Origin of the sequence: Staphylococcus petrasii, from assembly GCF_002902565.1 — a bacterium.
Lineage (GTDB): Bacteria > Bacillota > Bacilli > Staphylococcales > Staphylococcaceae > Staphylococcus > Staphylococcus petrasii.
Genome location: NZ_PPRC01000003.1, coordinates 1 through 25,918, shown reverse-complemented (window position 1 = coordinate 25,918; position 25,918 = coordinate 1). Strand labels below are relative to the sequence as shown.

Annotated in this window: 23 protein-coding genes and 1 rRNA gene; 12 read left to right on the top strand and 12 right to left on the bottom strand. The window is 35.0% G+C overall.

The window, feature by feature from the left end; all coding sequences use genetic code 11:
• Positions 1-94: ribosomal RNA gene (rrf, locus tag CD127_RS00385) — 5S ribosomal RNA — on the top strand; the annotation flags it as partial.
• A 536-nt stretch (positions 95-630) separates the two neighbouring features.
• On the opposite strand, the gene ilvA is transcribed toward rrf, so the two are convergent.
• The 9 genes from ilvA to ilvD all read right to left on the bottom strand — a co-directional run bounded on the left by ilvA (position 631) and on the right by ilvD (position 11,278).
• The gene (gene ilvA / locus CD127_RS00380) at positions 631-1,899 is read right to left on the bottom strand and encodes a threonine ammonia-lyase IlvA (protein ID WP_103365359.1); all 1,269 of its coding nucleotides are present in this window, start codon (positions 1,897-1,899) and stop codon (positions 631-633) included.
• Between the two features lie 6 nt (positions 1,900-1,905).
• Positions 1,906-2,481: a 3-isopropylmalate dehydratase small subunit gene (gene leuD, locus CD127_RS00375; protein ID WP_103298492.1), complete on the bottom strand. Its 576-nt coding sequence runs from the start codon at positions 2,479-2,481 to the stop codon at positions 1,906-1,908.
• A gap of 2 nt (positions 2,482-2,483) precedes the next feature.
• Positions 2,484-3,854, bottom strand: coding sequence for a 3-isopropylmalate dehydratase large subunit (leuC, locus tag CD127_RS00370; RefSeq protein ID WP_103365358.1), 1,371 nt, complete (start codon positions 3,852-3,854; stop codon positions 2,484-2,486).
• A gap of 14 nt (positions 3,855-3,868) precedes the next feature.
• The gene (leuB, locus tag CD127_RS00365; protein WP_103365357.1) at positions 3,869-4,912 is read right to left on the bottom strand and encodes a 3-isopropylmalate dehydrogenase; all 1,044 of its coding nucleotides are present in this window, start codon (positions 4,910-4,912) and stop codon (positions 3,869-3,871) included.
• A gap of 2 nt (positions 4,913-4,914) precedes the next feature.
• Positions 4,915-6,444: a 2-isopropylmalate synthase gene (locus CD127_RS00360; RefSeq protein ID WP_103365356.1), complete on the bottom strand. Its 1,530-nt coding sequence runs from the start codon at positions 6,442-6,444 to the stop codon at positions 4,915-4,917.
• 20 nt (positions 6,445-6,464) lie between these two features.
• Complete coding sequence (ilvC, locus tag CD127_RS00355) at positions 6,465-7,469, bottom strand: ketol-acid reductoisomerase (RefSeq protein ID WP_103365355.1); 1,005 nt, start codon at positions 7,467-7,469, stop codon at positions 6,465-6,467.
• Positions 7,470-7,607: 138 nt separating this feature from the next.
• Positions 7,608-7,847 (bottom strand): ACT domain-containing protein, encoded by a 240-nt coding sequence (locus tag CD127_RS00350; protein ID WP_103298487.1) that lies wholly within the window; start codon positions 7,845-7,847, stop codon positions 7,608-7,610.
• Complete coding sequence (gene ilvB / locus CD127_RS00345; RefSeq protein WP_103365354.1) at positions 7,844-9,571, bottom strand: biosynthetic-type acetolactate synthase large subunit; 1,728 nt, start codon at positions 9,569-9,571, stop codon at positions 7,844-7,846. Before ilvB ends, CD127_RS00350 begins: the two co-directional genes overlap by 4 nt.
• A gap of 18 nt (positions 9,572-9,589) precedes the next feature.
• Positions 9,590-11,278, bottom strand: a complete 1,689-nt coding sequence (gene ilvD, locus CD127_RS00340) for a dihydroxy-acid dehydratase (protein ID WP_103365353.1) — start codon at positions 11,276-11,278, stop codon at positions 9,590-9,592.
• Between the two features lie 489 nt (positions 11,279-11,767).
• Between ilvD and tsaE the strand changes: the two genes are divergently transcribed.
• The 4 genes from tsaE to tsaD are packed head-to-tail and all read left to right on the top strand — an operon-like array spanning position 11,768 to position 14,336.
• Positions 11,768-12,229, top strand: a complete 462-nt coding sequence (tsaE, locus tag CD127_RS00335) for a tRNA (adenosine(37)-N6)-threonylcarbamoyltransferase complex ATPase subunit type 1 TsaE (RefSeq protein WP_103365352.1) — start codon at positions 11,768-11,770, stop codon at positions 12,227-12,229.
• On the top strand, positions 12,210-12,881 hold the full coding sequence (gene tsaB / locus CD127_RS00330; RefSeq protein ID WP_103365351.1) for a tRNA (adenosine(37)-N6)-threonylcarbamoyltransferase complex dimerization subunit type 1 TsaB: 672 nt from the start codon (positions 12,210-12,212) through the stop codon (positions 12,879-12,881). Before tsaE ends, tsaB begins: the two co-directional genes overlap by 20 nt.
• Positions 12,854-13,318, top strand: a complete 465-nt coding sequence (gene rimI, locus CD127_RS00325) for a ribosomal protein S18-alanine N-acetyltransferase (protein ID WP_103329967.1) — start codon at positions 12,854-12,856, stop codon at positions 13,316-13,318. The genes tsaB and rimI overlap by 28 nt, the downstream gene beginning before the upstream one ends.
• Entirely contained in the window at positions 13,311-14,336 is a 1,026-nt protein-coding gene (gene tsaD, locus CD127_RS00320) for a tRNA (adenosine(37)-N6)-threonylcarbamoyltransferase complex transferase subunit TsaD (protein WP_103365350.1), read from the top strand. Before rimI ends, tsaD begins: the two co-directional genes overlap by 8 nt.
• A gap of 363 nt (positions 14,337-14,699) precedes the next feature.
• Here the strand turns inward: tsaD and abc-f are convergent, their stop codons facing one another.
• The gene (abc-f, locus tag CD127_RS00315; protein ID WP_103365349.1) at positions 14,700-16,637 is read right to left on the bottom strand and encodes a ribosomal protection-like ABC-F family protein; all 1,938 of its coding nucleotides are present in this window, start codon (positions 16,635-16,637) and stop codon (positions 14,700-14,702) included.
• Between the two features lie 245 nt (positions 16,638-16,882).
• Here abc-f and CD127_RS00310 point away from each other — a divergent pair, with 245 nt between their 5' ends.
• The 7 genes from CD127_RS00310 to CD127_RS00280 all read left to right on the top strand — a co-directional run bounded on the left by CD127_RS00310 (position 16,883) and on the right by CD127_RS00280 (position 24,001).
• Positions 16,883-17,521: a redox-sensing transcriptional repressor Rex gene (locus CD127_RS00310; protein WP_103365348.1), complete on the top strand. Its 639-nt coding sequence runs from the start codon at positions 16,883-16,885 to the stop codon at positions 17,519-17,521.
• A 154-nt stretch (positions 17,522-17,675) separates the two neighbouring features.
• Entirely contained in the window at positions 17,676-18,779 is a 1,104-nt protein-coding gene (locus tag CD127_RS00305) for a YeeE/YedE family protein (RefSeq protein ID WP_103365347.1), read from the top strand.
• Positions 18,780-18,801: 22 nt separating this feature from the next.
• On the top strand, positions 18,802-19,026 hold the full coding sequence (locus tag CD127_RS00300; RefSeq protein ID WP_103365346.1) for a sulfurtransferase TusA family protein: 225 nt from the start codon (positions 18,802-18,804) through the stop codon (positions 19,024-19,026).
• 145 nt (positions 19,027-19,171) lie between these two features.
• On the top strand, positions 19,172-20,410 hold the full coding sequence (locus CD127_RS00295; RefSeq protein ID WP_103365345.1) for an ammonium transporter: 1,239 nt from the start codon (positions 19,172-19,174) through the stop codon (positions 20,408-20,410).
• A gap of 107 nt (positions 20,411-20,517) precedes the next feature.
• Positions 20,518-21,468, top strand: a complete 951-nt coding sequence (locus CD127_RS00290; RefSeq protein ID WP_103365344.1) for a LacI family DNA-binding transcriptional regulator — start codon at positions 20,518-20,520, stop codon at positions 21,466-21,468.
• Positions 21,469-21,550: 82 nt separating this feature from the next.
• Positions 21,551-23,038 (top strand): sucrose-6-phosphate hydrolase, encoded by a 1,488-nt coding sequence (locus tag CD127_RS00285; protein ID WP_103365343.1) that lies wholly within the window; start codon positions 21,551-21,553, stop codon positions 23,036-23,038.
• On the top strand, positions 23,039-24,001 hold the full coding sequence (locus tag CD127_RS00280) for a carbohydrate kinase family protein (RefSeq protein ID WP_103365342.1): 963 nt from the start codon (positions 23,039-23,041) through the stop codon (positions 23,999-24,001).
• A gap of 55 nt (positions 24,002-24,056) precedes the next feature.
• Here CD127_RS00280 and agrA read toward each other — a convergent pair whose 3' ends face one another.
• Entirely contained in the window at positions 24,057-24,773 is a 717-nt protein-coding gene (gene agrA, locus CD127_RS00275; RefSeq protein WP_103297004.1) for a quorum-sensing response regulator AgrA, read from the bottom strand.
• Positions 24,774-24,785: 12 nt separating this feature from the next.
• Positions 24,786-25,918: quorum-sensing sensor histidine kinase AgrC (gene agrC, locus CD127_RS00270; RefSeq protein ID WP_103365341.1), on the bottom strand; the 1,133-nt coding region annotated here is incomplete at its 5' end.

Here is a 25,918-nt window from a genome sequence, read left to right as displayed (position 1 = left end):
GTCACACCTGTTCCCATGCCGAACACAGAAGTTAAGCTCCTTAGCGCCGATGGTAGTTGGATTTACGTTCCGCTAGAGTAGGACGTTGCCAGGCAAATAAATCGTATGGATGCGATGAGCCGATATTGAGACCGTAAGGTCTCTTTTTTTATGTCTAAAATTAAAATTATAGAACACGTTTACGTATATTTAGCTTTACGAAGAGAAAGCGATTGAAGCTGATGAATTGAGGAAAGAGAGCAGCGAGTTTATTTAAACTATTAGTAGTCCTGAGATAAAAAAAGAGCGGTAGCAAAACTACTGCTCTGTTTTTTATAAACATTAGTGTTGTTATATTTATGACAGGCGTTCTAAGATAGATAACGAAACGTAGTTCTGGGAACTCCTATGTTGATTATTAATGAACCTAAGTACTGTAACACTTAGGTAAGAAATTCTAAATATGACCAACGAAATGATGTTGTGTGACGCCTGAGGGAACAGTACAAGTTGAAGACCTTAGAAATCCCCACAGATTTATCTGTGAGGAATTTCTGGCTGAAACTGTACCCTAGGCAAGCATCACAACAGAATGAGTGAATGTTCATCAGTAAACATCTATCTTAGAACATTTATTTATTACATTTGCTTCTAAATTAACAATGAATATAACATTTTATTTTCATTAATATAAATATTCGAAGGGTCAAAATCATGCACATTCGTTTTTAATTGACTAAGATCATCATGATTTTTAAGTTGAATGCCAATAATAACTGTTCCAGTATTTTGAGATGATTTCTTCAGATATTCAAACTTAGTAATATCATCTTGTGGTCCTAGCACCTCATTAACAAATTCTTTGAGTGCTCCAGGACGTTGAGGAAAATTAAGTATGAAGTAATGTTTCATTTCTTCATATAACAATGATCGTTCCTCAATTTCTTTCATACGATTGATATCATTGTTTCCACCACTTACAATACATACCACGTTTTTTCCTTTAATTTTATCTTTATAGGATTCTAAAGCAGATACACTTAAAGCACCAGCTGGTTCTGCTACAATCGCTTGTTTCGAATACATATCAAGAATAGTCGAACACACAGCACCTTCATCAATTTGAACATAATCATCGACATGTTGTTTTGCAATATCAAATGTGATATCGCCAACTCGAGCTACTGAAGCCCCATCAACAAATTTATCAATATGATCTAGAGTGACAATTTTATTTTGAACCACTACAGATTCAAACATACTACTTGCACCAGAGGGCTCTACTCCAATAATTTGAGTATGAGGGCTGAAATCATCCATATAAGTACTTACGCCAGATATTAATCCGCCTCCACCGATAGCAGCAAATAAATAATCAAATACGACATTATCTTCTTTAGATTGTTCTAAAATTTCTTTAGCTAATGTGCCTTGGCCAGCAATAGTATGAATATTATTAAATGGGTCTATAAAAGTCATTTGATGTAATTCAGTATATTGTAGTGCTTCTTTAAGACAATCATCGAAAGTATCTCCAGTAAGTACAATTTCTACATTTTCAGCCCCAAAGAACTTTACTTGATTTACTTTTTGGAGTGGGGTAGTGACAGGCATGAAGATGACTGCGTTTAACCCTAAAGCTTTAGCAGTATAAGCGATGCCTTGTGCATGATTGCCAGCGCTAGCACACGTAATACCTTTGGCTTGAGCTTTATGGTCTAATATAGAAATGGCATTATATGCACCTCGTAATTTGAATGAACGAACCCACTGCAAATCTTCTCTTTTTAAATACACATTACAATCATATTTTTGAGAGAGATAGTGGTCGTATTGGAGAGGTGTTTCTTTAACAATATCTTTGATTCGTAAATAAGCTTCATCTATATCTTTTGATGTCACTGTCGTCTTAAATGTCATATTCTATCAACCCTTACTTTGTTTTTCATATTTTTCTATTAAATCTTCATATTGAAGCGTAATGGCAATATCGTCTAAACCATTGACTAATTTATTCTTCCAAGTTTCATCAATATCAAAGTGAAATGACTTTTCATTGGTTGAAACTGTTTGATTAGGGAGGTCTATCGTAATTTCAGTTTGAGTTGCTAAATAATGTCTCGCATCTTCATCAAGAACAATCGGTAACATACCATTTTTAGTACAATTCATATAAAAGATATCGCTAAATCCTCCGGCAATAATGATATTAAAGCCGTAATCTTTTAACGCCCATGCAGCGTGTTCACGACTAGAACCACAGCCAAAGTTATCACCTGTAATTAATATAGAAGCCCCTTTATATTCAGGTTTATTAGGATTAAAATCAGGATTATCAGTACCATCAGGTAAGTAACGCCACTCGTCGAAAGCGAAAGGCCCAAAGCCAGTTTTAGTAATTCTCTTAAGATGCACTTTAGGTATGATTTGATCGGTATCGATATTATCGTTAAACAATGGGACAATTTTACCTGTATAAGTCGTAATAGGTTGCATTTCCATAATTAAACAACCACCTTTCGCACATCTACAAATTTACCATTAATCGCAGCAGCTGCAGCCATTGCTGGAGATACAAGATGTGTTCTTGCGCCTTTACCTTGTCTACCTTCAAAGTTACGATTGCTTGTAGACGCACAATGTACACCTTCAGGGACTTGGTCAGGATTCATTCCAAGACACATTGAGCAACCTGGTTCTCTCCATTCAAACCCAGCTTCTTTAAAGATTTTATCCAGACCCATAGCCTCCGCTTCTTTTTTAACAGTGCGGGAGCCAGGCACAACAATCGCCGTAATTTTAGGATGTACTTGATTGCCTTTAACAATTTTACTTGCTTCAACCAAATCAGATAATCTAGCATTCGTACAAGATCCTAAGAAGACATATCCTAAATCGATATCTTCTGCTTTTTGGCCAGGGGATAGCCCCATATATTGATATGCACGTTCGTCATTAATATTTTTTATTTCTGGAAAAGGTGTATCGAAACCTACGCCCATTTCTGGGTTAGTTCCCCAAGTGACTTGAGGTTCTAAATTGCTGACATCTAATTCAATAACTTTATCAAAATGTGCATCATCATCAGAATAAAGTGTACGCCATTCATCTATACTTGTCTCAAAGTTTTGCGCATATTGACGTCCTTTAACATATTCAAAAGTAATATCATCAGGTTGCATAAGTCCATATTTTGTGCCACCTTCAATGGCCATATTACAAATCGTCATTCTTGCTTCCATTGATAATGACTTAATCGTTTCACCAGTAAATTCCAATGCATAACCAGTGCCAAAGTCGACACCATACTTACTAATGAGATACAAAATGATATCTTTTGCATAAACACCAGGGGGGAGTGTTCCATTGATATCTATCTTCAAATTTTTAGGTTTCGTTTGCCATAAAGTTTGAGTAGCAAAAACATGTTCAACTTCACTCGTCCCAATACCAAAGGCAATAGCTCCAAAAGCGCCATGAGTAGCAGTATGAGAATCACCACATACAATAGTCTTACCAGGTTGAGTTAAACCAGTTTCTGGTCCTACCATATGAACGATACCTTGTTCATCAGAACCCATATCGAAAATGTGGACACTAAAATCTTTAGCATTTTTTTGAAGAGTGGTAATTTGTTTATTAGCAATTTCATCTTTGATATTAAAGATATCAATTGTAGGCACATTATGATCTAGCGTTGCAAACGTTAAATCAGGACGTCGCAATTTACGATTTTGTAATCTTAAGCCTTCGAATGCTTGAGGAGAAGTAACTTCATGTATAAGATGCAAATCGATATATAAGAGTTGAGGTTCGCCTTCTTTACCAGTTAAGACGTGTTTATCCCAAACTTTGTCAAATAGTGTTTGTCCCATAACTACTCCTCCTTTTAGTTATATTTTTCTTTTAAAAGATTGAAAATTTCAGATGTCTTGTAATTGCCACCTAAATCAGGTGTTGTTTTACCTTCTTTAATCAATGTATATACATAGTCTTCTAATTCAGTGGCAGCTTCATCTTGTTTTAAACTTTCTCTAAGACACATTGCTAAAGACAGTATCATACCCACAGGATTAGCGATATTTTGATTCGCAATGTCTGGTGCTGAACCATGAATAGGTTCATATAATCTTGGACCTTCTAAACTAAAACTAGCTGAAGGAGATAGACCTAAAGAACCTGGTATAACTGAAGCTTCATCACTTAAAATATCTCCAAATAAATTTTCAGTCACAATTACATCAAATTGAGTGGGATTTGTGATTAAGTGCATACTACACGCATCGACAAGCAAATGATTAAGTTCAACTTCAGGATAATCCTTGCTAACTTCAATTACTGTTTGACGCCAAAGCTTGCTTGAAGCAAGTACATTTTCCTTATCCACTGAAGTTACTTTCTTTTTACGATGAGAAGCTAATTCAAATGCAACTCTAGCAATGCGTTCCACTTCCTGTTTCGTATAGGTAAGTGAATCAAGTGCTTCACGTTCATTAATATGTCTAGGCTCACCGAAGTAGATTCCACTTGTTAATTCACGTACGATAACTAAATCAGTACCCTTAACTCGTTCTTCTTTTAAAGGAGAAAATTGAGTTGCACCTTCTGTTACTTTAGTAGGGCGTATATTTGCAAATAATCCTAGAGACTTACGTAACTTTAATAAACCTTGTTCAGGGCGATTGTTGGGATCAGTCCATTTAGGTCCGCCTACAGCCCCTAACAAAATGGCATCAGCTTTTTCACAAGCAGCCAACGTATCATTAGGAAGGGAAGTGCCATGCGAATCGATGGCAGCTCCTCCAAAATCAAAACTTTCTAAAGTATAAGTGAAATGATATTTCTCACTAATTAATTTCAATAGTTCTAAACTTCCGTTTAAAATTTCTGGGCCAATACCATCACCTGGTAAAGCTACAATTGAATAAGTCATGATTAATTACCTTCCTTCTCTGTAGTTTCAGCTGCATATTTAGCGTGAGCTTCTACATAAGCTTTGCAAGAGGCTTGTAAAATATCATGATCAATACCAATACCATTGACTGGTTGACCTTCAATAACAAGTTCCACGTGAACTTCTGCTTGTGCATCCGTACCTTCTGTAACAGAATCAATACGATAATCAATCAGTTTACTTTCTTTTTTGAAAATGCGGTCAACAGCGTTATAGATAGCAACGATAGAACCTGTACCAATACTTGAATCTTGATATACACGACCGTCTTTATCTTTAATAACAACGACGGCACTTTGTAGACCATTCGATACAAATTGTAGTTGCAATGTTTCAAGTTGATAAATAGCATTTTGTTCATGTTCAGAACCTTGAATAAGCGCGTGGATATCTCTATTTGAAACAGATTTTTTCTTATCTGCTACGGCTTTAAATTGTTTGAATAACTCTACTTGTTCTTCTGGAGCAATATCATAGCCTAATGTTTTTAATTTTTCCGCAAAAGCATGTTTACCAGAAAGTTTGCCTAAAGGTAATTCGTTTTGACGGATACCGACTAATTGAGGTGTCATAATTTCATAAGTTTCAGGATTTTTAAGCACGCCATCTTGGTGAATGCCTGATTCATGGCTAAATGCGTTTTGTCCAACAATAGCTTTATTTCTAGGAACACGAATTCCTGCATATCTAGAAATAAGGTCAGACGTATTTTTAGTTTCAGAAAGAACTAGGTTTGATTCAATACCGTAATGATCACGACGAACATATAATGCTAATGCGAGTTCTTCAAGTGCTGTATTACCTGCACGTTCACCAATACCATTCACAGTACCTTCAATACGTTTAGCCCCATTTTCAATAGCAGCTAAACTATTCGCCACTGCCATACCTAAATCATCATGACAATGCGCACTATAAACCACGTCATGTTCTGATTTAACATTATCAATTAAAGATTTAAAAATTTGGCCATATTCAATAGGGTAGCTATAGCCTACAGTATCTGGAATATTAATAATACTTGCTCCAGCATCTACTGCAGTTTGCACAGATTGAATGAGAAATGCCATGTCTGTTCTAGATGCATCTTCAGGTGAGAATTGAACTACATCAAAGAATTGCTTAGCGTAAGTGACATGTTCTTTTATAGATGCAAGCACTTCTTCTTGTGTCATTTTCAGTTTATGTTTTAAGTGAATAGGGGAGGTTGCAATAAATACATGAACTACTGGTTTGACTGCATCTTTAGTTGCTTCGTATACTGCATCGATATCAGATTTTTTACAACGTGCCAATCCACATACGGCAGTAGTAGTTAAAGCTTTTGAAATGGCTTGAACAGACTTGAAACTTCCTGTACTTGAAGCGGGAAATCCTGCTTCAAGTACATCTACACCCCATTTTTCAAGCTGTTTAGCTATCTTTAAACGTTCATCAAAAGAAAAGTTAACACCGGGTGTTTGTTCACCATCTCTCAATGTAGTATCAAAAATTTGAATATGGCTTTCCATTTTTAACATCTCCTTATTAGTTATTTTTGAATACTTTTAGATTTAATAAATGGCATCATTTTTCTTAATTCACGACCAACCGCTTCGATTTCATGACCATGTTGTTGTTCACGTAATTGATAGAATTCTTTGAAGCCATTTTCATTATCTTTAACAAAACGATTTGCAAAGTTACCGTTTTGGATATCTTCTAATACAGTTTTCATATTGTTTTTAACTTCTGGAGTGATAACACGTGGACCAGATACATAATCACCAAATTCAGCTGTATTTGAAATAGAATAGCGAACGTTTTCCATACCGCCTTCATACATTAAATCAACGATTAATTTCATTTCATGTAGAACTTCGAAGTAAGCTAATTCTTTTTGATATCCAGCTTCAACTAAAGTTTCAAAACCACTTTGAATTAATTTATGGATACCACCGCAAAGTACAGCTTGTTCACCGAATAAGTCAGTTTCAGTTTCTTCTTTGAATGTAGTTTCAATAACACCAGCACGAGTTGCGCCAATACCTTTGGCATAACTTAAAGCAATATCACGTGCATGACCAGAAGCGTCTTGTTGTACACCGAATAATGCTGGTACAGCAGTACCTTCTACAAATGTACGTCTTACTAAATGTCCAGGACCTTTAGGTGCAACTAAGAATACATCTACATCAGCAGGGGGTTGGATTACACCAAAGTGAATGTTAAAACCATGTGCGAAAGCTAATGCATTACCTGCTTCTAAGTTAGGTTCAATTTCGTTTTTGTATACGTTACCTTGGATTTCATCTGGTAATAACACCATAACGACATCTGCTTGTTTAACTGCTTCACTAACTGGATAAACATCAAAGCCATCTTCTTTAGCTTTATCGAAAGAATGTCCAGGGCGGATACCAACGACTACGTCATAACCATTGTCTTTAAGGTTTTGTGCATGTGCATGTCCTTGTGAACCGTAACCAATTACTGCAATTTTTTTACCTTGTAGAGCATCTTTTTCAACTGATTGATCATAATAAACTTTTGTCATAATACTTTCCTCCAATTTGTAACTTACATAAAATTTTGAATATTCTTAAAATTATAGATATAAATTATCTACAATAGTTGATGATAGTCATTATGTTGTTAAAATATTTGTAAATGCTAGCGCATCATTTGATTAATATTAAGCCTTAACTTCTTCAATATCGATGACGCTAATTTGTTTATTTAACTTTGCAATTAAAATTTTAAGGATAGCTTCATCTTCAATATTTGCAGTGATCACCATATCTGAAATGCCTTTCTCTGAAGAAGGTTTAACGGTTAACTCACTGATGTTATATTGTAATCTTACGAAAGCACTTGTAATACGATTTAGCGTGCTCACTTGATCTGTAACTTTTAAATGTAACGTTCTTTTCATTCTAGACCCTCCATTTCATGATTCGCTTTACCACTAGGAATCATAGGATTAACTGGTTCAACAGGGGATACTCTCACTTCAATTAATGCAGGTCCTTCATATGCAAAAGCTTCGTCCAATGTTGCTTTTAAATTCTTTGGATTATCAATTAAGAAACCTTTGATTCCGTAAGCTTCAGCCATTTTCATAAAATCAGGTTGGTCGTTAAATACGGAATGAGAAAAACGTTTATTAAAGAATTTGTCTTGCCATTGTTTAACCATACCTAACGTTCCATTATTAATAAGAACGATTTTTACGTTCAGGTTATATTCAGGTAATAAGGCAATTTCTTGGTTTGTCATTTGGAAACCACCATCACCGACGAAACAAATCACTGTTTTATCTGGCGCAGCTAATTGTGCACCGATTGCAGAAGGGATACCAAAGCCCATCGTACCTAAACCACCACTAGTAACCCATTGACCATAATGTTTGAATGGATAGAATTGAGCTGCCCACATTTGATGTTGGCCTACATCCGTCGTTACGATTGCATCTCCATGCGTAATCTTACCGATATATTCAATCGCTTCTTGAGGTCTACAGAACGTTTCATCAGCTGGCTGATATTTAAACGGGTGCTTATCTTTATTCGCTAAACAGTGCTTAACCCAGTCAGAGTGTTCAACCGTATTTGAAAATGTGTGCGCCAACGCTTCGAGCACTTTCTTACAATCAGCAACGATGCCTAAATCAGTTGAAATGACTTTATTAATTTCTGATTCATCAATATCTACATGAACAACTGTAGCATTTGGAGCAAATTCATTAGGGTTACTTGCTAAACGGTCATCAAAACGACTACCTAAGTTAATGAGTAAATCACATTCAGTTAATGCCATATTACTTGCATATGATCCATGCATACCACCCATACCTAAGAATAGTGGATTCTCATATGGTATAGCGCCTAAGCCTAATAATGTAGTAGCGACTGGTATTTGATGTTGAGTGACAAATGCTGTTAACAAACTATTCGATTTTGAATGATTGATACCTGCTCCAGCTAAAATAAGTGGCTTTTTAGCTTTAGATAAGTACTCGCTTAATTGTTGAATATCGGCTTCGTTTGGTTCTTCTACAACGTTATATGCAGGTAAATGAACTTCATTTTCAAGGGGAGCAGAAGATGTCAATACACCCATGTCTTTAGGGAAGTCAATGACCACAGGGCCTTTACGTCCTGAATTAGCCACATAAAATGCTTCATGAACAATTCTTGGAATATCATCTACATGTTTCACTTGATAATTCGCTTTAGTAATTGGTGTAGTCATCGAAAGTAAATCCGCTTCTTGGAAAGCGTCTTTACCGATGCCTGGCGTTGCTACTTGGCCAGTAAATACGACAAGGGGTAGTGAATCACTATAAGCGTCAGTAATACCAGTGATAGCATTTGTTGCGCCTGGTCCACTAGTAACAACTACGACACCTGTCTTACCAGAAACACGCGCATAACCTTCAGCAGCATGAGTAGCACCTTGTTCGTGACGCGCTAAAATATGTTTAATCTTTCCGTCATAAAATGTGTCGTATAGGGGTAATACGGCACCGCCTGGATAGCCAAAGATGAAATCTACGCCTTCATGTAATAATGTTTCTACGAGTAATTCTGAACCAGAAAGGGGTTCATTCGAATGAGATTGAGATTCGATTACGGTACTTTCCTTTTTATTCGTCATTGCTAACACTCCTTAATATTAAATGAGATTCTCAGGCACTTGCATTATGCCACCTGTATTTGCGCTAGTAACCAAAGCAGTGTATCGCGCTAAATAACCTGTTTTAACTTTCGCTTTAAAAGGGGGTAAAGCTTGTTTACGTTGCTCAAGCACTTCATCAGGTTGATTAACGTTTAGGGTGCGATGGATTAAATCAATCGTAATTTCATCGCCATCTTTAATTAATCCTATAGGGCCACCAGAAGCGGCTTCTGGAGAAATGTGTCCAACAGCAATACCTCTTGTTGCTCCTGAAAAGCGTCCATCAGTAATCAGTGCTACATCTTTACCTAATCCTCTGCCTACGATTGAAGAAGTAGGGGCTAACATTTCTGGCATACCTGGACCGCCTTTAGGACCTTCGTAGCGAATAACAACGACATGGCCTTCGCGTACTGTTTTATTATCAATCGCTTCAACAGCTGCATCATGTGAATCAAAGCAAATGGCTTTACCAGTGAATACTTTGATAGATGGATCTACACCGCCTACTTTAATGACTGCACCTTTTGGCGCTAAATTACCAAATAGCACGGATAACCCGCCTTCTTTATCATATGGTGCATCAAGTGGGTGAATGACTTCGAAGTTTTTAATTTCTTTACCTTCATTATTTTCTCTTAACGTTTTGCCTGTGACTGTAATACGGTCAGGATGTAACGTGCCTTCTTTTTTCATTAATTCATTAATAATTGCTGGACAGCCACCAGCTTCATGTACATCATGCATTGAATAAGCTGAGCTTGGTGCAATTTTAGATAAGTAAGGTGTACGTTTCGCAATTTCATTGATGCGTTCTAAGTCATAATCAATACCAGCTTCATTAGCAATGGCAAGTGTATGTAATACAGTGTTTGTTGAACCACCCATAGCCATATCTAATGCGAAAGCATCGTCAATCGCTTCTCTAGTGACAATATCTCGAGGCTTAATATCCTTTTTAATGTTCTCTACTAATTTAAAAGCAGCTTCGCGAATCATTTCACGACGTTGATCACTAACAGCTAAAGCTGTGCCATTGTATGGTAATGCTAAACCAAGAACTTCCATTAAACAGTTCATTGAATTAGCGGTAAACATACCTGCGCATGAACCACAAGTAGGGCAGGCGTTTTGTTCCATATCTAGAAATTCTTCTTTAGTAATGCTACCTTCTTTAAAGGCTCCAACTGCTTCAAACATTGAAGATAAAGTGAGTGCTTTACCTTGAGCGGAAAGACCAGCTTTCATCGGTCCACCTGAGCAAAAAATGGCAGGTACATTTGTTCTAACAGCAGCTAATATCATACCCGGTGTGATTTTATCGCAGTTTGGAATATAGAATACACCATCAAACCAGTGTGCATTAATGACTGTTTCAGCAGCATCAGCAATGATTTCTCGGGAAGGGAGTGAATAGCACATACCAATATGTCCCATAGCTATACCATCATCAACGCCGATTGTATTAAATTCAAATGGAATAGCGCCTGCCTCACGAATTGCTTCCTTGGCAATATCAGCTAATTCTCTTAAATGAACATGGCCTGGCACAATATCGATATAAGAATTACAAATTGCTACAAATGGTTTGTTCATATCTGTTGGATTTTTGAGTGCGCCCGTGGCGTGTAAAAGACTTCTCGCAGGTGCTTGATGATCACCTTTTTTAATCATGTCGCTTCTCATTAAAAATTCCCCCGTCATGTTGTTAAATTATAGAAATAAAAAAACGCCCCAATGTGATTGGGACGTTTATAAGTCCCATTCAATGAGAAATAGGACTTAAACATTTAGCATATGATTGAATACTAAAGTTCCAGCCCTTTGGAGTATAATAAAATAATTAAATTATGGATTACAGCATGTGGTTGCGTATTAAATTGAGTCATTTTAATATACTCCTTTCCGATGAATGGTTGGTTATCTAAATTATTAGAATTGTTTTAAAATTCGATAAATTAAATTTACTACAATGCGTTTTTTAAGTCAATACTCTTTTTTGAATTTTCTAACAATTTACAAATACTTATTTCATTTGAATAGAGAGAAATTTTCGCCAAAATTTGTTACAATTAGTAAGTTAAAATTGAGACCAACGTAATGAAAGTTTTCATTAGTAAGAAGTAATAAATATGTTTTTAGAAGGAATTTTCAAAATAGGAGAGAGCAAAGCAAATGATAAGTATAATACATTTAGATGACATGAATCGTTTTGCTGGCATATTAGTTAAATATCTAGAACCAGGAGATTTAATTTTATTAAATGGTGATTTGGGCGCAGGTAAAACAACATTAACTCAATTTATTGGCAAACATCTTGGCGTTAAACGAAATATTAATTCTCCTACGTTTAACATTATCAAATCGTATAAAGGGAAATCGATAAAGTTACATCATATGGATTGTTATCGTCTTGAAGATTCTGATGAAGATTTAGGATTTAATGAGTACTTTGAAGATGAAGCTATTACAGTAATTGAATGGAGTCAATTCATCGAAGATTTACTACCCACTACGCAGTTAATTATTAATATTAAAACGGTGAGTGAAACAGAACGTGCTATTGAGTTGAGTGCGAAAGGCGACCATTATTCTAAAGTTAAGGAGGAAGTTGAACGTGAATTCACTACTTATTGATACGTCTAATCGTCCTATGTCGATTGCTTTAATGGCTAATGACCAAGTTTTAGCAGAACACACAGTTGAAAGTAATAAAGATCATTCGAGCCAATTGATGCCAGGAATTAAAGATTTATTTGAACAAACGAAGTTAAATAAAGATGAATTAGATGCTGTTATTGTAGCCAAAGGGCCAGGTTCTTATACAGGTGTGAGAATCGGTGTTACTACTGCTAAGACATTGGCTTATGCTTTAAAAACTAAATTATATGGCGTATCTTCATTACAAGCATTAGTAGCTACAGTAGATGAAACTGAAGCCCAAGATCGTTTATTAGTACCAGTGTTTGATGCACGTCGTGAAGCGGTCTATACTGGCGTTTATCAATATGTCGATGGAGAACTAAGAACCATTTTAGAAGACCAATATATTTCAATTAAAGACTTATTAGATTGGTTGAATGAACAACATCATTCGTATTTATTTATTGGTACAGATGCTGAAAAGTTAGCAGAGCAATTAAACGGTGATATCCAAGCAAATCTACCACGCGCAGCTGTAATGTATTCATTGATAACAGAATCTGAAAATATCCATACATTTGTACCAAATTATATCAAAATGTCAGAGGCGGAACGCAATTGGTTAAACCAGCAGAATCAGAATTAACGATACGAGCAATGCAAGTCGATGATGTCCCAAGTGTATTTGATATTGAACGTGAAAGTTTTAATGACAGTTCTTGGACAATTGATGCGTTTTATCATGAACTGAATGAAAATAACTTCGCGAAGTATTTTGTTATCATTTTCGAAAATGAAATTATTGGTTATTTAGGGCTATGGATAGTGATTGATCAAGCACAGATTACTACCGTGGCGATTCGCAAAGATTATAGAGGTTATGGATTAGGACAATTATTACTTAAATATGTGATGGATTTCGCGAGTACGACATGTGACATTATGAGTTTAGAAGTCAGAGTGACGAACAATGTAGCGCAACATGTCTACACAAATTTGGGATTCCAATTTGGAGGCAAACGAAAAAATTATTATGGAGAAGGCGAGGATGCATTAGTCATGTGGGTGAATTTAAATGAATAATGAAACTTTAATATTAGCAGTGGAAACAAGCTGTGATGAAACAAGTGTCAGTGTGATTAAAAATGGCGATACCATATTATCGAATACAGTATTAAGCCAAATTGAAAGCCATAAACGCTTTGGAGGCGTCGTGCCTGAAGTGGCAAGTAGACACCATGTTGAAGGTATCACTGCAACAATTGAAGAAGCACTCGAAACTGCTGATGTCACAATGGAAGAGATTGACGCTATTGCAGTAACACAGGGTCCTGGTTTAATTGGGGCATTGTTAATTGGCATCAATGCTGCGAAAGCTTTAGCATTTGCATATGACAAGCCGCTTATCCCTGTGCATCATATCGCTGGGCACATTTATGCAAATCATTTAGAAGAACCGTTAACGTTTCCTTTAATGGCACTAATCGTTTCTGGTGGGCATACAGAATTAGTTTATATGAAAGATCATATGAATTTCGAAGTGATTGGTGAAACACGTGATGATGCAGTCGGCGAAGCTTATGACAAAGTTGCTAGAACGATTGGCTTGCCTTATCCAGGCGGACCAGAAGTTGATAGATTAGCTGCTTTAGGTGAAGACACGTATGACTTTCCAAGAGTATGGCTAGAGAAAGATAGCTATGATTTTAGTTTTAGTGGTTTGAAAAGTGCTGTAATTAATAAATTGCATAATTTAAAACAAAAAAATGAAGAAGTTAATAAAGCAAATGTTGCTACTAGTTTCCAAAACAGCGTGGTCGAAGTATTAAGTACAAAAGCAATTCACGCTTGTGAGGAATATAATGTTAATCGTTTAATTGTGGCAGGGGGCGTAGCAAGTAATAAAGGCTTGCGTCAACGTTTACAAGAATTATGTGAAACACATAATATCAAATTATCTATACCAAGCCCTAAATTGTGTACAGACAACGCAGCAATGATTGGTGCTGCCGGATATTATTTCTATAAAGCTGGTATTACAGCAGATTTAGACTTAAATGGCCAAAATAATATGGATATTGAAGAAGCAACAGTTGAATAATTAATATGAAGTGCTAAGTATAATGAATTACAAATTCATGTGTACTTAGCACTTTTTTTAATATTTTATTAAATGCTAGATGGTTATTATTGGAAAATGTGTAAGTCAATAGGGAACATGCGTACTTATCAACAAAATGTGAATAAACTGTGGGTAAGTGGTGCTTAACAATGTGGATATGGCGTAAATTTTGTGTAAAAGAAATGTAAATAACTATAATTTATCCTGTGGATAACTAGGATAAGTCTGTGGATACTTGGTATAACAATGATTTGAGTGTTTATAATATTGTGATTAAAAAAGTGCAAAAAAATAACTAGAAAATTTGAGGTGATTTCCTAGTTATTTTATCTTAAGAATACTTTATAACATTTCTTGTAATTCTTCCCATTCCATCATAACTTGTTCTAATTTTTGTTCGGTCTCAGCTTTTTCATTAGCAAGTTCTGATGCTTTGATAGGATCGTTAAATATTTCAGGTTGCGTAAGTTGATCGTCAATATGAGTTATATCATTTTCATATTGTTCTATTTTTTCTTCACATTGCTCAATTTGACGTTCTAATTTGCGTTGCTCTCTACGCTGTTGTTTTTGATTATCATAACTACTGATTTGTTTATTATTTGAGCCTTCAACTACACTTGTATTATCGTCAGTGCGTTCCGCTTCAAATGCTTCTAAGGCAGCGGCTTCTTCAGTCTTTTCAATATAATATTGATAATCACCTAGATACATTTGTCCGCCATCTTTATTTAAATCAAATACTTTATTCGCTAATTGATTGATAAAGTAACGATCATGAGAAACAAAGAGAATTGTTCCTTTGAAGTGTTGTAAAGCTTGTTCTAACATTTCTTTGGAATCAATGTCTAAATGATTGGTAGGTTCATCTAGGATTAAAACATTATCTCTTTGTAACATTAATAATGCTAATTGAAGACGAGCTTTTTCGCCACCAGATAAGTCATTGATGATTTTCTTAACATCATCTTGTACAAATAAAAATCGTCCTAATACCGCTCGTACATCTTTTTCATTCATAGTAGGATATTGATCCCAAACATAATCTAAAATCGTCTTATTAGATTTAAATTCAGCTTGTTTTTGATCATAGTATCCAATTTGAAGATTAGCACCGAAGACAACCTCGCCACCTAATTTAGCTTGGCGATTAGCAATGGTTTTAATTAGCGTTGTTTTACCAACACCGTTAGGGCCAATAATAGCGATATGATCGCCTTTAGTGACTTCGATATTTATAGGATTAGTAATAGGCGTTTCATATCCGATTTCTAAATTACGAATATGCATAACATCATTACCAGTGTTGCGCTCAAAGCCAAATTGAATATTGGCGCTTCTTGCATCTAACATAGGTTTGTCGATGCGTTCCATTTTTTCTAACGTTTTACGACGACTTTTAGCCATACCGCTAGTAGAGGCACGGGTAATATTTTTCTCTACAAACGTTTCAAGACGTTTAATTTCTTCTTGTTGCTTCTCATATTCTTGCATACGCTGTTCATAATATTTATCGCGTTGTTCGATAAATTGTTCATAATTACCCACGTAACGTTTAATATCTCCAAGCGCTACATCATAAATTTGTGTCACGATTTTATCAAGGAAGTAGCGATCGTGACTGATAATGACGATAGCACCTTTAAAGTATTTTAAATAATCTTCCAACCATTTTGTTGTTTCTAAATCAAGATGGTTAGTCGGTTCATCTAGTAGTAATAAATCTGGCTCACTTAATAACATTTGTGCTAGAGATAAGCGTGTTTTTTGCCCACCGCTAAAGTCGTTAATAGGTTTGCCGAAATCGTCTTCTTTAAAATTAAGACCATGCAACACAGTTTTAATCTTACTTTCGTATTGATAGCCCTCAAGTTGTTCAAATTGATTAGACAGCGATTCATAGCGTTCCATATGATGTTGATAGTCTTCAGTATCATAATCATTGGCATGCATTGCTAACCAATCTGTTTCTTCTTTAATTAAACCTTCCATATTTTTAATGTGTTCAAAAGGTTTAGACATTTCTTCAAATACAGTAGATGAAGAATTAAGCGTCATTTGTTGAGTTAAATAACCCACGCGCAAATTTTTGATTTTAGAAATATGACCACTATCATAATCTTCAACGCCAGCGATAATCTTCATCAACGTTGATTTGCCAGCGCCATTTCGTCCAACGACACCTATACGTTCGCCAGTTTTAACTTCGAAATTGACATGTGTAAATATATCTTCACCATCGAATGACTTCGAAATGTCATTTAATTGCAACAGTATCATTCAGGTTTCACCTTTCTATCGTTTTAGCAAAAGTATTTATCACAAAATAGCCTTATACATTACTCCTTATTTTACCGTATAATAAAGTTACATGAAACTAAGATATTTATTTTTAAAAAGTGTTAGGGTATAATATGTCAGTATTCATTATGGGACATAATGTGATTTCAAAGGAATGACTAATTGCACGCTAATTAGTTTGGATACATAGATTAAAAAGTTCAAACAAGAGGGGGACAACTTAAATGGCTCAAAATCAAGCTAAAATTCCTCGTGCAACATTGAAACGATTACCGTTATATTATAGATTCGTTAACACCTTGAAGACAAAAGGAATTGATCGAGTTAATTCAAAAACTATCAGTGAAGCGCTAAATATTGAATCAGCCACTATTAGAAGGGATTTTTCTTACTTTGGTGAGTTAGGGAAAAAGGGTTATGGCTACAATATTGATAGTTTATTAGAATTTTTTAAATCTGAACTTAGCGATAGTGACGACATTCATATTGCTATAGTCGGAGTAGGTAACCTAGGAAGAGCGCTATTAACATACAACTTTTCAATTCATGATGAAATGACGATTACTGAAGCGTTCGATATTGATAAAGAAATAGTGGGGCAACAAGTTGGTGAAGTTAAAGTGCATCACATGAATGACTTACAACAAGTACTTGAAACACAAGATATCAACGTTGTTATTCTTACTACACCTGAAAAGGTAGCCCAAAAAGTAACAGATCAACTAGTAGAGGCTGACGTTAAAGGTATATTGTACTTCACGCCTGCTAGAGTAGAAGTGCCAAAATCTGTGCAAGTACACCATATCGATTTAGGTATTGAATTACAATCACTTTTATTTTTCATGAAAAACTATTCGAATTAGATAGTATTTGTATACAGTCTCAATCATTCTTTCGAGAGGAAGAATGATTTTTTATTATTTTAATAAAATTAAATCCAAACAAATGTTATTGATAATTAATGGGTAATCTATTATAATACCTTAGTAAATCAATCGGGAAAGGATGCATTTGACTTTGGTTTGGATGATTATTAGTGGCCTAATCGTTGGGATTTTATTAGGCTTTGTCATGCAACGTACACGCTTCTGCTTAGCAGGTGGTTTTAGAGATATGTACGTGCAAAAAAATAATAAAATGTTTTATGCTTTATTAGTAGCAATTACTGTCCAAAGTATTGGACTTGTTATATTAACAGGATTAGGAGTAATCGCTATTCCTGATAGTACATTTCCTGTTATAGGAACGGTTATTGGTGCCTTCATTTTCGGAATAGGAATAGTTCTAGCAGGTGGATGTGCGACTGGAACGTGGTACCGAGCTGGAGAAGGGTTAATAGGTAGTTGGGTTGCCCTTATCATGTACGCAGTTACTGCAGCAGTAACTAAAACAGGCGTCTTACTTCCAGTCATGAATTGGATTAATAAACCTACGAATGTGAATACAAGTATGGCTCAAACTACAGGTATTCCAATGTGGATATTTACGATTATTTTAACTGGTATTACATTATTCGTCGTAGTGAAAACGTTACGTAAGCCTAAACCTAAAGTGGCTGTTCCAAAACTTAAACAAAAGTATACAGGTATTAGACACTATTTATTTGAAAAACGTTACCATCCGTTTGTAGCAGGTATTGCGGTCGGCCTTATAGCTCTTATTGCATGGCCTATGAGTATGTCAACTGGACGTGATTATGGTTTAGGTATTACAACACCTTCTGCTAATTTAATTACATTCTTAATCACAGGTGATACTAAATTAGTAGATTGGGGCGTTTTATTAATATTAGGAATCTTCTTAGGATCATATATTGCAGCAAGAGGTTCACATGAATTTAAATGGCGTTTACCGGATAAACGTACTATTAGAAACAGTGCAATTGGCGGTATTTGTATGGGATTTGGTGCCTCAGTTGCAGGCGGTTGCTCAATCGGTAACGGCTTAGTAGAAACTGCAATTATGTCTTGGAAAGGTTGGATAGCATTAGTATCTATGATCTTTGGTGTATGGTTTATGAGTTATTTTATCTTTGTAAGACCAATGAAAAAATTACAGCAACAAACTGCACCAAAAGAAGCGAACACAGCATCTACTTCTAAACAACCTCAAACAACGTAAACAGATAGGAGGAGTAATAATAATGTTATATGAATTAGGTACAGTTGGTATGGTGTGTCCATTCCCATTAATTGAAGCGCAAAAGAAAATGCAAACACTTGAAAACGATGATGAATTAAAAATCGATTTCGACTGTACTCAAGCGACAGAAGCTATTCCAAACTGGGCAGCAGAACAAGGTTATCCAGTAACAAACTATGAACAATTGGATGACGCTTCTTGGACAATTACAGTACAAAAAGCATAAGCGAATTTTGAGGAAAACATTCTATTTAAAGTAAATATAAAAACTTGCAATGTTATATTTTGTAACATATTGTGTCATTTTATCTTACGAATTTTTGCCATATTGAAAAACTATCATTATGATGTTTTCAAAGGAAGTGGTAATTATGAAGATGGATGACACAATTTTTTTATTTCTTTGTACTTTACTCGTGTGGTTAATGACACCGGGATTAAGTTTATTCTACGGTGGTCTCGTACAATCTAAGAACGTGCTGAACACAGTAATGCAAAGTATGGCAGCGATGATTATCGTTACTTTCACATGGATTACATTTGGATTTACATTAAGTTTTGGAACTGGAAATGACTTAATAGGAAACTTTGACTTTTTGGGGTTACAACATGTAGGTTTTGCGATTAATCAAGATTTGAGTCCGCATGTTCCGTTTGCCTTATTTATGTTATTTCAAATGATGTTTTGTACTATTGCGGTCTCAATTTTATCTGGTTCTATTGCAGAACGTATGAGATTTATTCCGTTTACAATTTTCATCATTATATGGGTTATCGTGATTTATAGTCCAGTAGCACACTGGGTTTGGGGTGGCGGTTGGATAGGTAAGTTAGGCGCCTTAGATTACGCCGGAGGAACCGTTGTACATATTACTTCAGGGGTATCAGGACTTATCTTAGCCATTATGATTGGTAATGGTAAAAAAATCGAAAAAATTCAGCCCCATAATTTATTAATCACATTAATTGGTGGTATTCTCGTTTGGATGGGATGGTACGGATTTAATACAGGTAGTGCCTACTCATTAAATGATGTTGCCTTAGCTTCATTTGTAAATACAGTGATTGCTGCTAGTGGTGGTGCATTTAGTTGGTTAGTACTTGAATACATAATAACTAAGAAGCTTAGCCTTCTTGGTTTATTATCAGGGGTACTTGCAGGTTTAGTAGCCATTACGCCTGCAGCAGGATATGTAAGTTATTTAAATGCATATATCATCTCAATTTGTGGTGGTATCGCATGCTATTTTGTTATTAACATTATTAAAGAGAAATTCAAATATAATGACACATTAGATGCTTTTGGTATTCATGGTGTAGGCGGTGTAGTTGGTGCAGTGCTTACCGGTGTCTTCCAATCGCACGCAGTTAATGGGGATATTGATAATGGTCTTGTTTATACTGGTAATATTCATGCAGTGCTAGTACAACTTATAGCAGTGGTAGTCATTTATACTATTCTTTTAACTTGGGTTATTGGAAAAGTTTTACAAAAACTGATGCCATTAGCAACTACTGAAGAAGAAGACGAAACAGGATTAGATGAAATCGTTCACGGTGAGAAAGCGTATTTTTATGGTGAGCTTAATAAATTAAATAAAAGATGCTAATATATTTTTAAAACAGCCTATAACTAAGTTGAAAATTAGTATTTTAAGCGATTACAATTGTGATAAAATATATCGTAAATGGCTACTAATTTTAGGTGATTATTATAATGAAAAATATATCAGATATCGCAAAATTAGCGGGAGTCTCAAAAAGTACGGTCTCCCGCTTTTTAAATAATGGATCTGTAAGTCCAAAAACAAAAGATAAATTAAGTCGTATCATTGCTGAACATGATTATCAACCTAATCAATTCGCGCAAAGTTTACGTGCGAAACATACGAATATTATTGGCGCAATTATTCCACGTATGAATTCTCATGCAGTAGATGAAACCGTTAAAGGCATTGTCAGTATATGTCAGCAACACCACTATCAATTACTGTTAAATTATACAGGGTTAGATATCAAAGCTGAGATTGCAGCTCTTGAAACCTTTTCAAGAAGCAAAGTAGATGGCATTATACTCATGGCTACAACGTTAACTGCACAACATCTTGAAGTCATTCAAAAAATTGATGTGCCTATTATTCTTGTAGGACAATCGCATGATAATATGCACAGTATTGTTCATGATGATTACCAAGCAGGGTACTTAGTGGGTAAAATGATTGGTCAACAGCACCTTCAAAACCTTTGTTTCTTTGGTGTTACGGAAGATGATATTGCTGTTGGAATAGAACGTAAACAGGGCTTAATTGAGGCGCTTCAGCAATATAATATTCATCCGCAAGTATTTGAAACATCATTTAAGTATGAAGAAGCGAAACGTGATGTAGCAGAATTACTTCAAACTATGCCTAAATTGGACGCGATTATCGGGGCAACTGATTCGATTGCTTTAGCAATACATAATTATTGTGTCCGAACGGATTATGCTAAACAAATGCCGTTTATCTATGGATTTGGCGGTGATCCAATGACACAGTTAGTATCACCAGAAATCATCACGGTCAAATTTAATTATTTTGAAGCGGGTACACAAGCTATGAAGCAGTTACATGATTTAATTTTCTCGGAAAAGGAAGCATCAAAAACACTCATTTCTGTTGAATTATAAAATAATTGTTTAATTGTGGGACCGATACCAATAGAAATGATAAAATGAAATAAATAATAATCTCTATCGTTGGAGGGGTAACATGGCTGAATGGTCAAGAGAAGAACGCTATCGTCGTTTAGAAGACGTTGAATCAACACAATTAGAAGACTTAAAACATCAAGTCGCATCATCTAAATATCGTCAAACATATCATATTCAACCTGAAACGGGGTTACTTAACGATCCAAACGGTTTAATTTATTTTGATGGTAAATATTATGTATCTCATCAATGGTTCCCTTTAGGTGCTGTGCATGGTTTGAAATATTGGTTTAATTATACTAGTGATGACCTAGTCACATTTAACCCCCAAGGTCCGATACTTAAGCCTGATACGGCATATGATAGCCATGGTGTTTATAGTGGAAGTGCCTTTGAACATGAGGGGCATTTATATTATATGTATACTGGCAATCATCGCGATGACAATTGGGAGCGCTATGCTAGTCAAATGATAGCCAAAGTAGAGAAGGATGGAACAATTCATAAATTTAATCAGCCCGTCATTGCTCACCAACCTGACGGCTATACAAGCCATTTTAGAGACCCGAAAGTATTTGAATATGAGGGTGAGTTCTACGCTATTATTGGCGCTCAAAATAACAATGAATTAGGTCGCTTTTTATTTTATAAAACAGTAGAGCGTCAACTCGATAAATGGGAATTTGTAGGTGAGTTGCACACTAATTTAGAAGATTTCGGCTATATGTGGGAATGCCCTGATTACTTCAAATTAGACGGGGAAGATGTGATTTTATTTAGTCCTCAAGGTCTTGAAGCCAAAGGTGATAAATTTAGAAATATTTATCAATCAGGTTATATAATCGGTGAATTAGATTTTGATTCTTTGACGTTCGAACATAATGAATTTATCGAATTAGATAATGGATTTGATTTTTATGCACCTCAAACATTTGTGGATGAACATGGTAAACGCATATTAATTGGATGGATGGGATTACCAGAAATTAATTATCCAACTGATGAAGAAGGATGGGCGCATTGTTTAACCATTCCTCGTGAATTATCGGTTGAAGATGGTAAGTTGCGCCAACGTCCTCTTAAAGCGCTTGAGAAGTTACGTACGAATAAAGAAACAGCGTTAGGTTATGCCGATAAATTTTCCCGAATGCTGTATCCTTATGAAGGCACGCAATATGAATTGAATATTGAAATTTTGGAAAATGAAGCATCAGAAATTTATTTTGAATTACGTGCTTCCAAAAAATGTTCAACTCTTATTACATATAATACGAGAGAACAAAAAATTACGTTAGACCGTACAGAGAGCGGCTTATTACCAGATAATGTAACAGATATGACGCGTAGCACTATTTTAGATACGCCACTTACGCATTTACAAATTTTTGTAGATACATCAAGCATAGAAGTATTCTGTAACGATGGCGAACGTGTGCTTACATCACGCATTTTTCCAGATGAAGCAGCAACAGGAATTAAAACATCTACCATGTCAGGACAAGTATATTTACAATTTACGAAATATGAACTTAAAGGTGAGAGTTAAATGAGAAAATTATATGCACTAGGCGAAGCATTAATTGATTTTATTCCTAATGTAACGAATTCTGAATTAAAAGACGTCACACAATTTAGTCGTCAAGTAGGAGGTGCACCCGCGAATGTTGCGAGTGTGGCTCAAAAACTAGGCGCTAACGCTGAAATGGTTACACAACTAGGTCACGATGCATTTGGCGATATCATTGTTGAAACGCTTAATCAATTAGGCGTAGGTACACAATATATTAGAAGAACTAACGAGGCTAATACGGCGCTTGCATTTGTAAGTTTAAAAGAAGATGGTCAACGTGATTTTTCATTTTATCGTAAGCCATCTGCAGATATGTTATATCAACCTTCATATTTAGACGAAATTACAATATCTGAACATGATATCTTACATTTTTGTTCAGTCGATTTAGTAGAAAGTGAGATGAAAGCGTCTCATAAAGTAATGATTGAGAAATTCGAAGCTGCCAATGGTATTATCGTTTTTGATCCGAACGTGAGATTGCCACTATGGGATAGTGCAGAGGCGTGTAAAGCAGCGATTCAAGAATTTATTCCTAAAGCACACGTGGTTAAAGTCTCTGATGAAGAAATTGAGTTCATTACTGGTAAAGCAGATGAAACAGAAGCCATTCAATCACTATTTACAGGCAATGTTGAAGCGGTCATCTATACTCAAGGTCCTAAAGGGGCTACCATTTTCTTAAAAAATGGAGAAAGCATTCATCACGAAGGTTACAAAGTGAAAGCAATTGATACAACTGGAGCAGGGGACGCCTTTATTGGAGCAGTAATTAGCAGAATGTTAAATAGTTCAATCACTGATATTACTTCACTCTTTGAAAATGAAGGCCACGACATACTGAAATTCAGCAACTTAGTAGCAGCCAAAGTGACTACTAAATATGGCGCGATTGAGAGTATCCCAACATTAGAAGAAGTAAAGAAAGACTTAAAATAGGATAAAATACAAGCCCCAACTGAGATGAATGTCATCAGTTGGGGCTTTAGAGTGTCTATATTTTTTTCACGTTTCGAACGGAAGCGTAACAATGTTCGCCATTTTTAAAGTTAACAATACGTTCTTTTGAATCAATTGAATCGATATTATGGCGATTAACGACAAAACTGTTATGACATCTAAAGAAGCGGTCATCTAACTGAGCAAGTTCTTTAAGATTGCCATAAAATTCAATTTGACGATTATCTAAGTGAGCAATTAAACGATGTGACTTCGTTGATGATTCAAAAAACATCACATCATCATACTGTACATAAATAGAATTGCTACCACGTTTTAATTCGATAGTTTCCACATTACTTTCCTTAGAAAGTAACTTTAAGCGTGTATGCGCAGTTTCCAAACAATCAATAATTCTTGTCTTCAACTGACTAGGATCATCTTTAAAAATAAAATCCATTGCAGACACTTTGTAGACAAACGTTAAATAAGTTAATTCGCTATGACTCGTCACAAATATAATGTTGCCAATCGGGTCATATTTACGGATTTCACTACCTAATTTAATACCGTTCATATCGGCTTCTAATTGAATATCTAAGAAATAACAACCTACGTCGTTCATTTCTTTAGATTGCTCAATAACCTCATAAGGATCATCTGTAGCTAACGCAATTTCCATTGGTTTTTCCTCAATCATTATGTAATTGTTAATAATTGAAACCATATTTTCACGCTGTTTTACATCGTCTTCACAAATGAATATTTTCATCGTTACACATCCTTATGACATATTATTTATAATTTCTACTTTTTGAACGAAATAGCCATTTTCAATAGTTGTATCAAGTAACACATTTTCAGTAGAATCCGTAATTTCTTTCAGTGTCGTTAAACCTAAACCACGATTCTCTCCTTTAGTTGAAAAGCGTTCTTGGAACAACTCATGAATACGAGGCATATCCTCTTTACATTTATTCATCACAATAAACATAACCGAAGATTCAGTATTTATGAAAGCAATTCTAATTAAAGCATCTTCTAAATCCTCAGAAGCTTCAATGGCATTATCAATAATAATTCCAATAATTCGACTTAAATCAATCGTATTCATTTCAATATGTTCTACTAATTCTGGCACTTCAATACTAATAGGGATATTCTTCTCTTGAGCTTGAAGAATTTTAGTAGTTACCAAGCCTTTAATAGCACGAACCTTTAAGTTTTCTGTGCCATTAATCTTAATCGATTTCATTTGAAGATTATCTTTCATAGAAACAATATTTTCATTAAAATATTCTCTTAGGCCAGCCATATCATCTTCTCTTATATATTCAGACATAGTAGTTAAGATATTAACATAATCATGCCTAAATTTACGCATTTCATTATTAATAGATTCAATTTGAAGTGTATACTCATAATACGTTTCAATTTCTTCTTTGTTACGTTTATAACGTAGTTCGCGTAAGGCAGTTAAAGAAACTATTATAATTAATACAGTAAAGAAGAGAATAATCCCAATAAAAATTAATCCATACATTTTTAAAGACGTATTATTTGTATCAGGCGTCTGAGAATAGATGTATAAAATTATAAGCGATAAAACTAGTACTATTGAAATAATATTTAAATATGTTTTATTAATAGATAAATATGATTGCTTTAATTTTTTTAATAAAAATCTCACTGAATAAGCTAATATTAATGAAATAATAAAAAATATAAATACATAGGAAAATGAAATTATTATCAAATTATCAGTATAATCTTCAATTGATACTACTAGTAAAAACCCTATGAAATTACTTAAAAACATTAAAATGGCACTACTGAATACAGCTATTAATGAGTAGAGTTTAACTTTAAAATATAAGATTAAGCCACAACCTATTAATAGATATAATATAGAAATAC

Bases quoted from the DNA above. Each gene is read 5' to 3' on its own strand.
- ilvA (WP_103365359.1), bottom strand. From the start codon at position 1,899: ATGACATTTAAGACGACAGTGACATCAAAAGATATAGATGAAGCTTAT.
- leuD (WP_103298492.1), bottom strand. From the start codon at position 2,481: ATGGAAATGCAACCTATTACGACTTATACAGGTAAAATTGTCCCATTG.
- leuC (WP_103365358.1), bottom strand. From the start codon at position 3,854: ATGGGACAAACACTATTTGACAAAGTTTGGGATAAACACGTCTTAACT.
- leuB (WP_103365357.1), bottom strand. From the start codon at position 4,912: ATGACTTATTCAATTGTAGCTTTACCAGGTGATGGTATTGGCCCAGAA.
- CD127_RS00360 (WP_103365356.1), bottom strand. From the start codon at position 6,444: ATGGAAAGCCATATTCAAATTTTTGATACTACATTGAGAGATGGTGAA.
- ilvC (WP_103365355.1), bottom strand. From the start codon at position 7,469: ATGACAAAAGTTTATTATGATCAATCAGTTGAAAAAGATGCTCTACAA.
- CD127_RS00350 (WP_103298487.1), bottom strand. From the start codon at position 7,847: ATGAAAAGAACGTTACATTTAAAAGTTACAGATCAAGTGAGCACGCTA.
- ilvB (WP_103365354.1), bottom strand. From the start codon at position 9,571: ATGACGAATAAAAAGGAAAGTACCGTAATCGAATCTCAATCTCATTCG.
- ilvD (WP_103365353.1), bottom strand. From the start codon at position 11,278: ATGAGAAGCGACATGATTAAAAAAGGTGATCATCAAGCACCTGCGAGA.
- tsaE (WP_103365352.1), top strand. From the start codon at position 11,768: ATGATAAGTATAATACATTTAGATGACATGAATCGTTTTGCTGGCATA.
- tsaD (WP_103365350.1), top strand. From the start codon at position 13,311: ATGAATAATGAAACTTTAATATTAGCAGTGGAAACAAGCTGTGATGAA.
- abc-f (WP_103365349.1), bottom strand. From the start codon at position 16,637: ATGATACTGTTGCAATTAAATGACATTTCGAAGTCATTCGATGGTGAA.
- CD127_RS00310 (WP_103365348.1), top strand. From the start codon at position 16,883: ATGGCTCAAAATCAAGCTAAAATTCCTCGTGCAACATTGAAACGATTA.
- CD127_RS00300 (WP_103365346.1), top strand. From the start codon at position 18,802: ATGTTATATGAATTAGGTACAGTTGGTATGGTGTGTCCATTCCCATTA.
- CD127_RS00295 (WP_103365345.1), top strand. From the start codon at position 19,172: ATGAAGATGGATGACACAATTTTTTTATTTCTTTGTACTTTACTCGTG.
- CD127_RS00290 (WP_103365344.1), top strand. From the start codon at position 20,518: ATGAAAAATATATCAGATATCGCAAAATTAGCGGGAGTCTCAAAAAGT.
- CD127_RS00285 (WP_103365343.1), top strand. From the start codon at position 21,551: ATGGCTGAATGGTCAAGAGAAGAACGCTATCGTCGTTTAGAAGACGTT.
- CD127_RS00280 (WP_103365342.1), top strand. From the start codon at position 23,039: ATGAGAAAATTATATGCACTAGGCGAAGCATTAATTGATTTTATTCCT.
- agrA (WP_103297004.1), bottom strand. From the start codon at position 24,773: ATGAAAATATTCATTTGTGAAGACGATGTAAAACAGCGTGAAAATATG.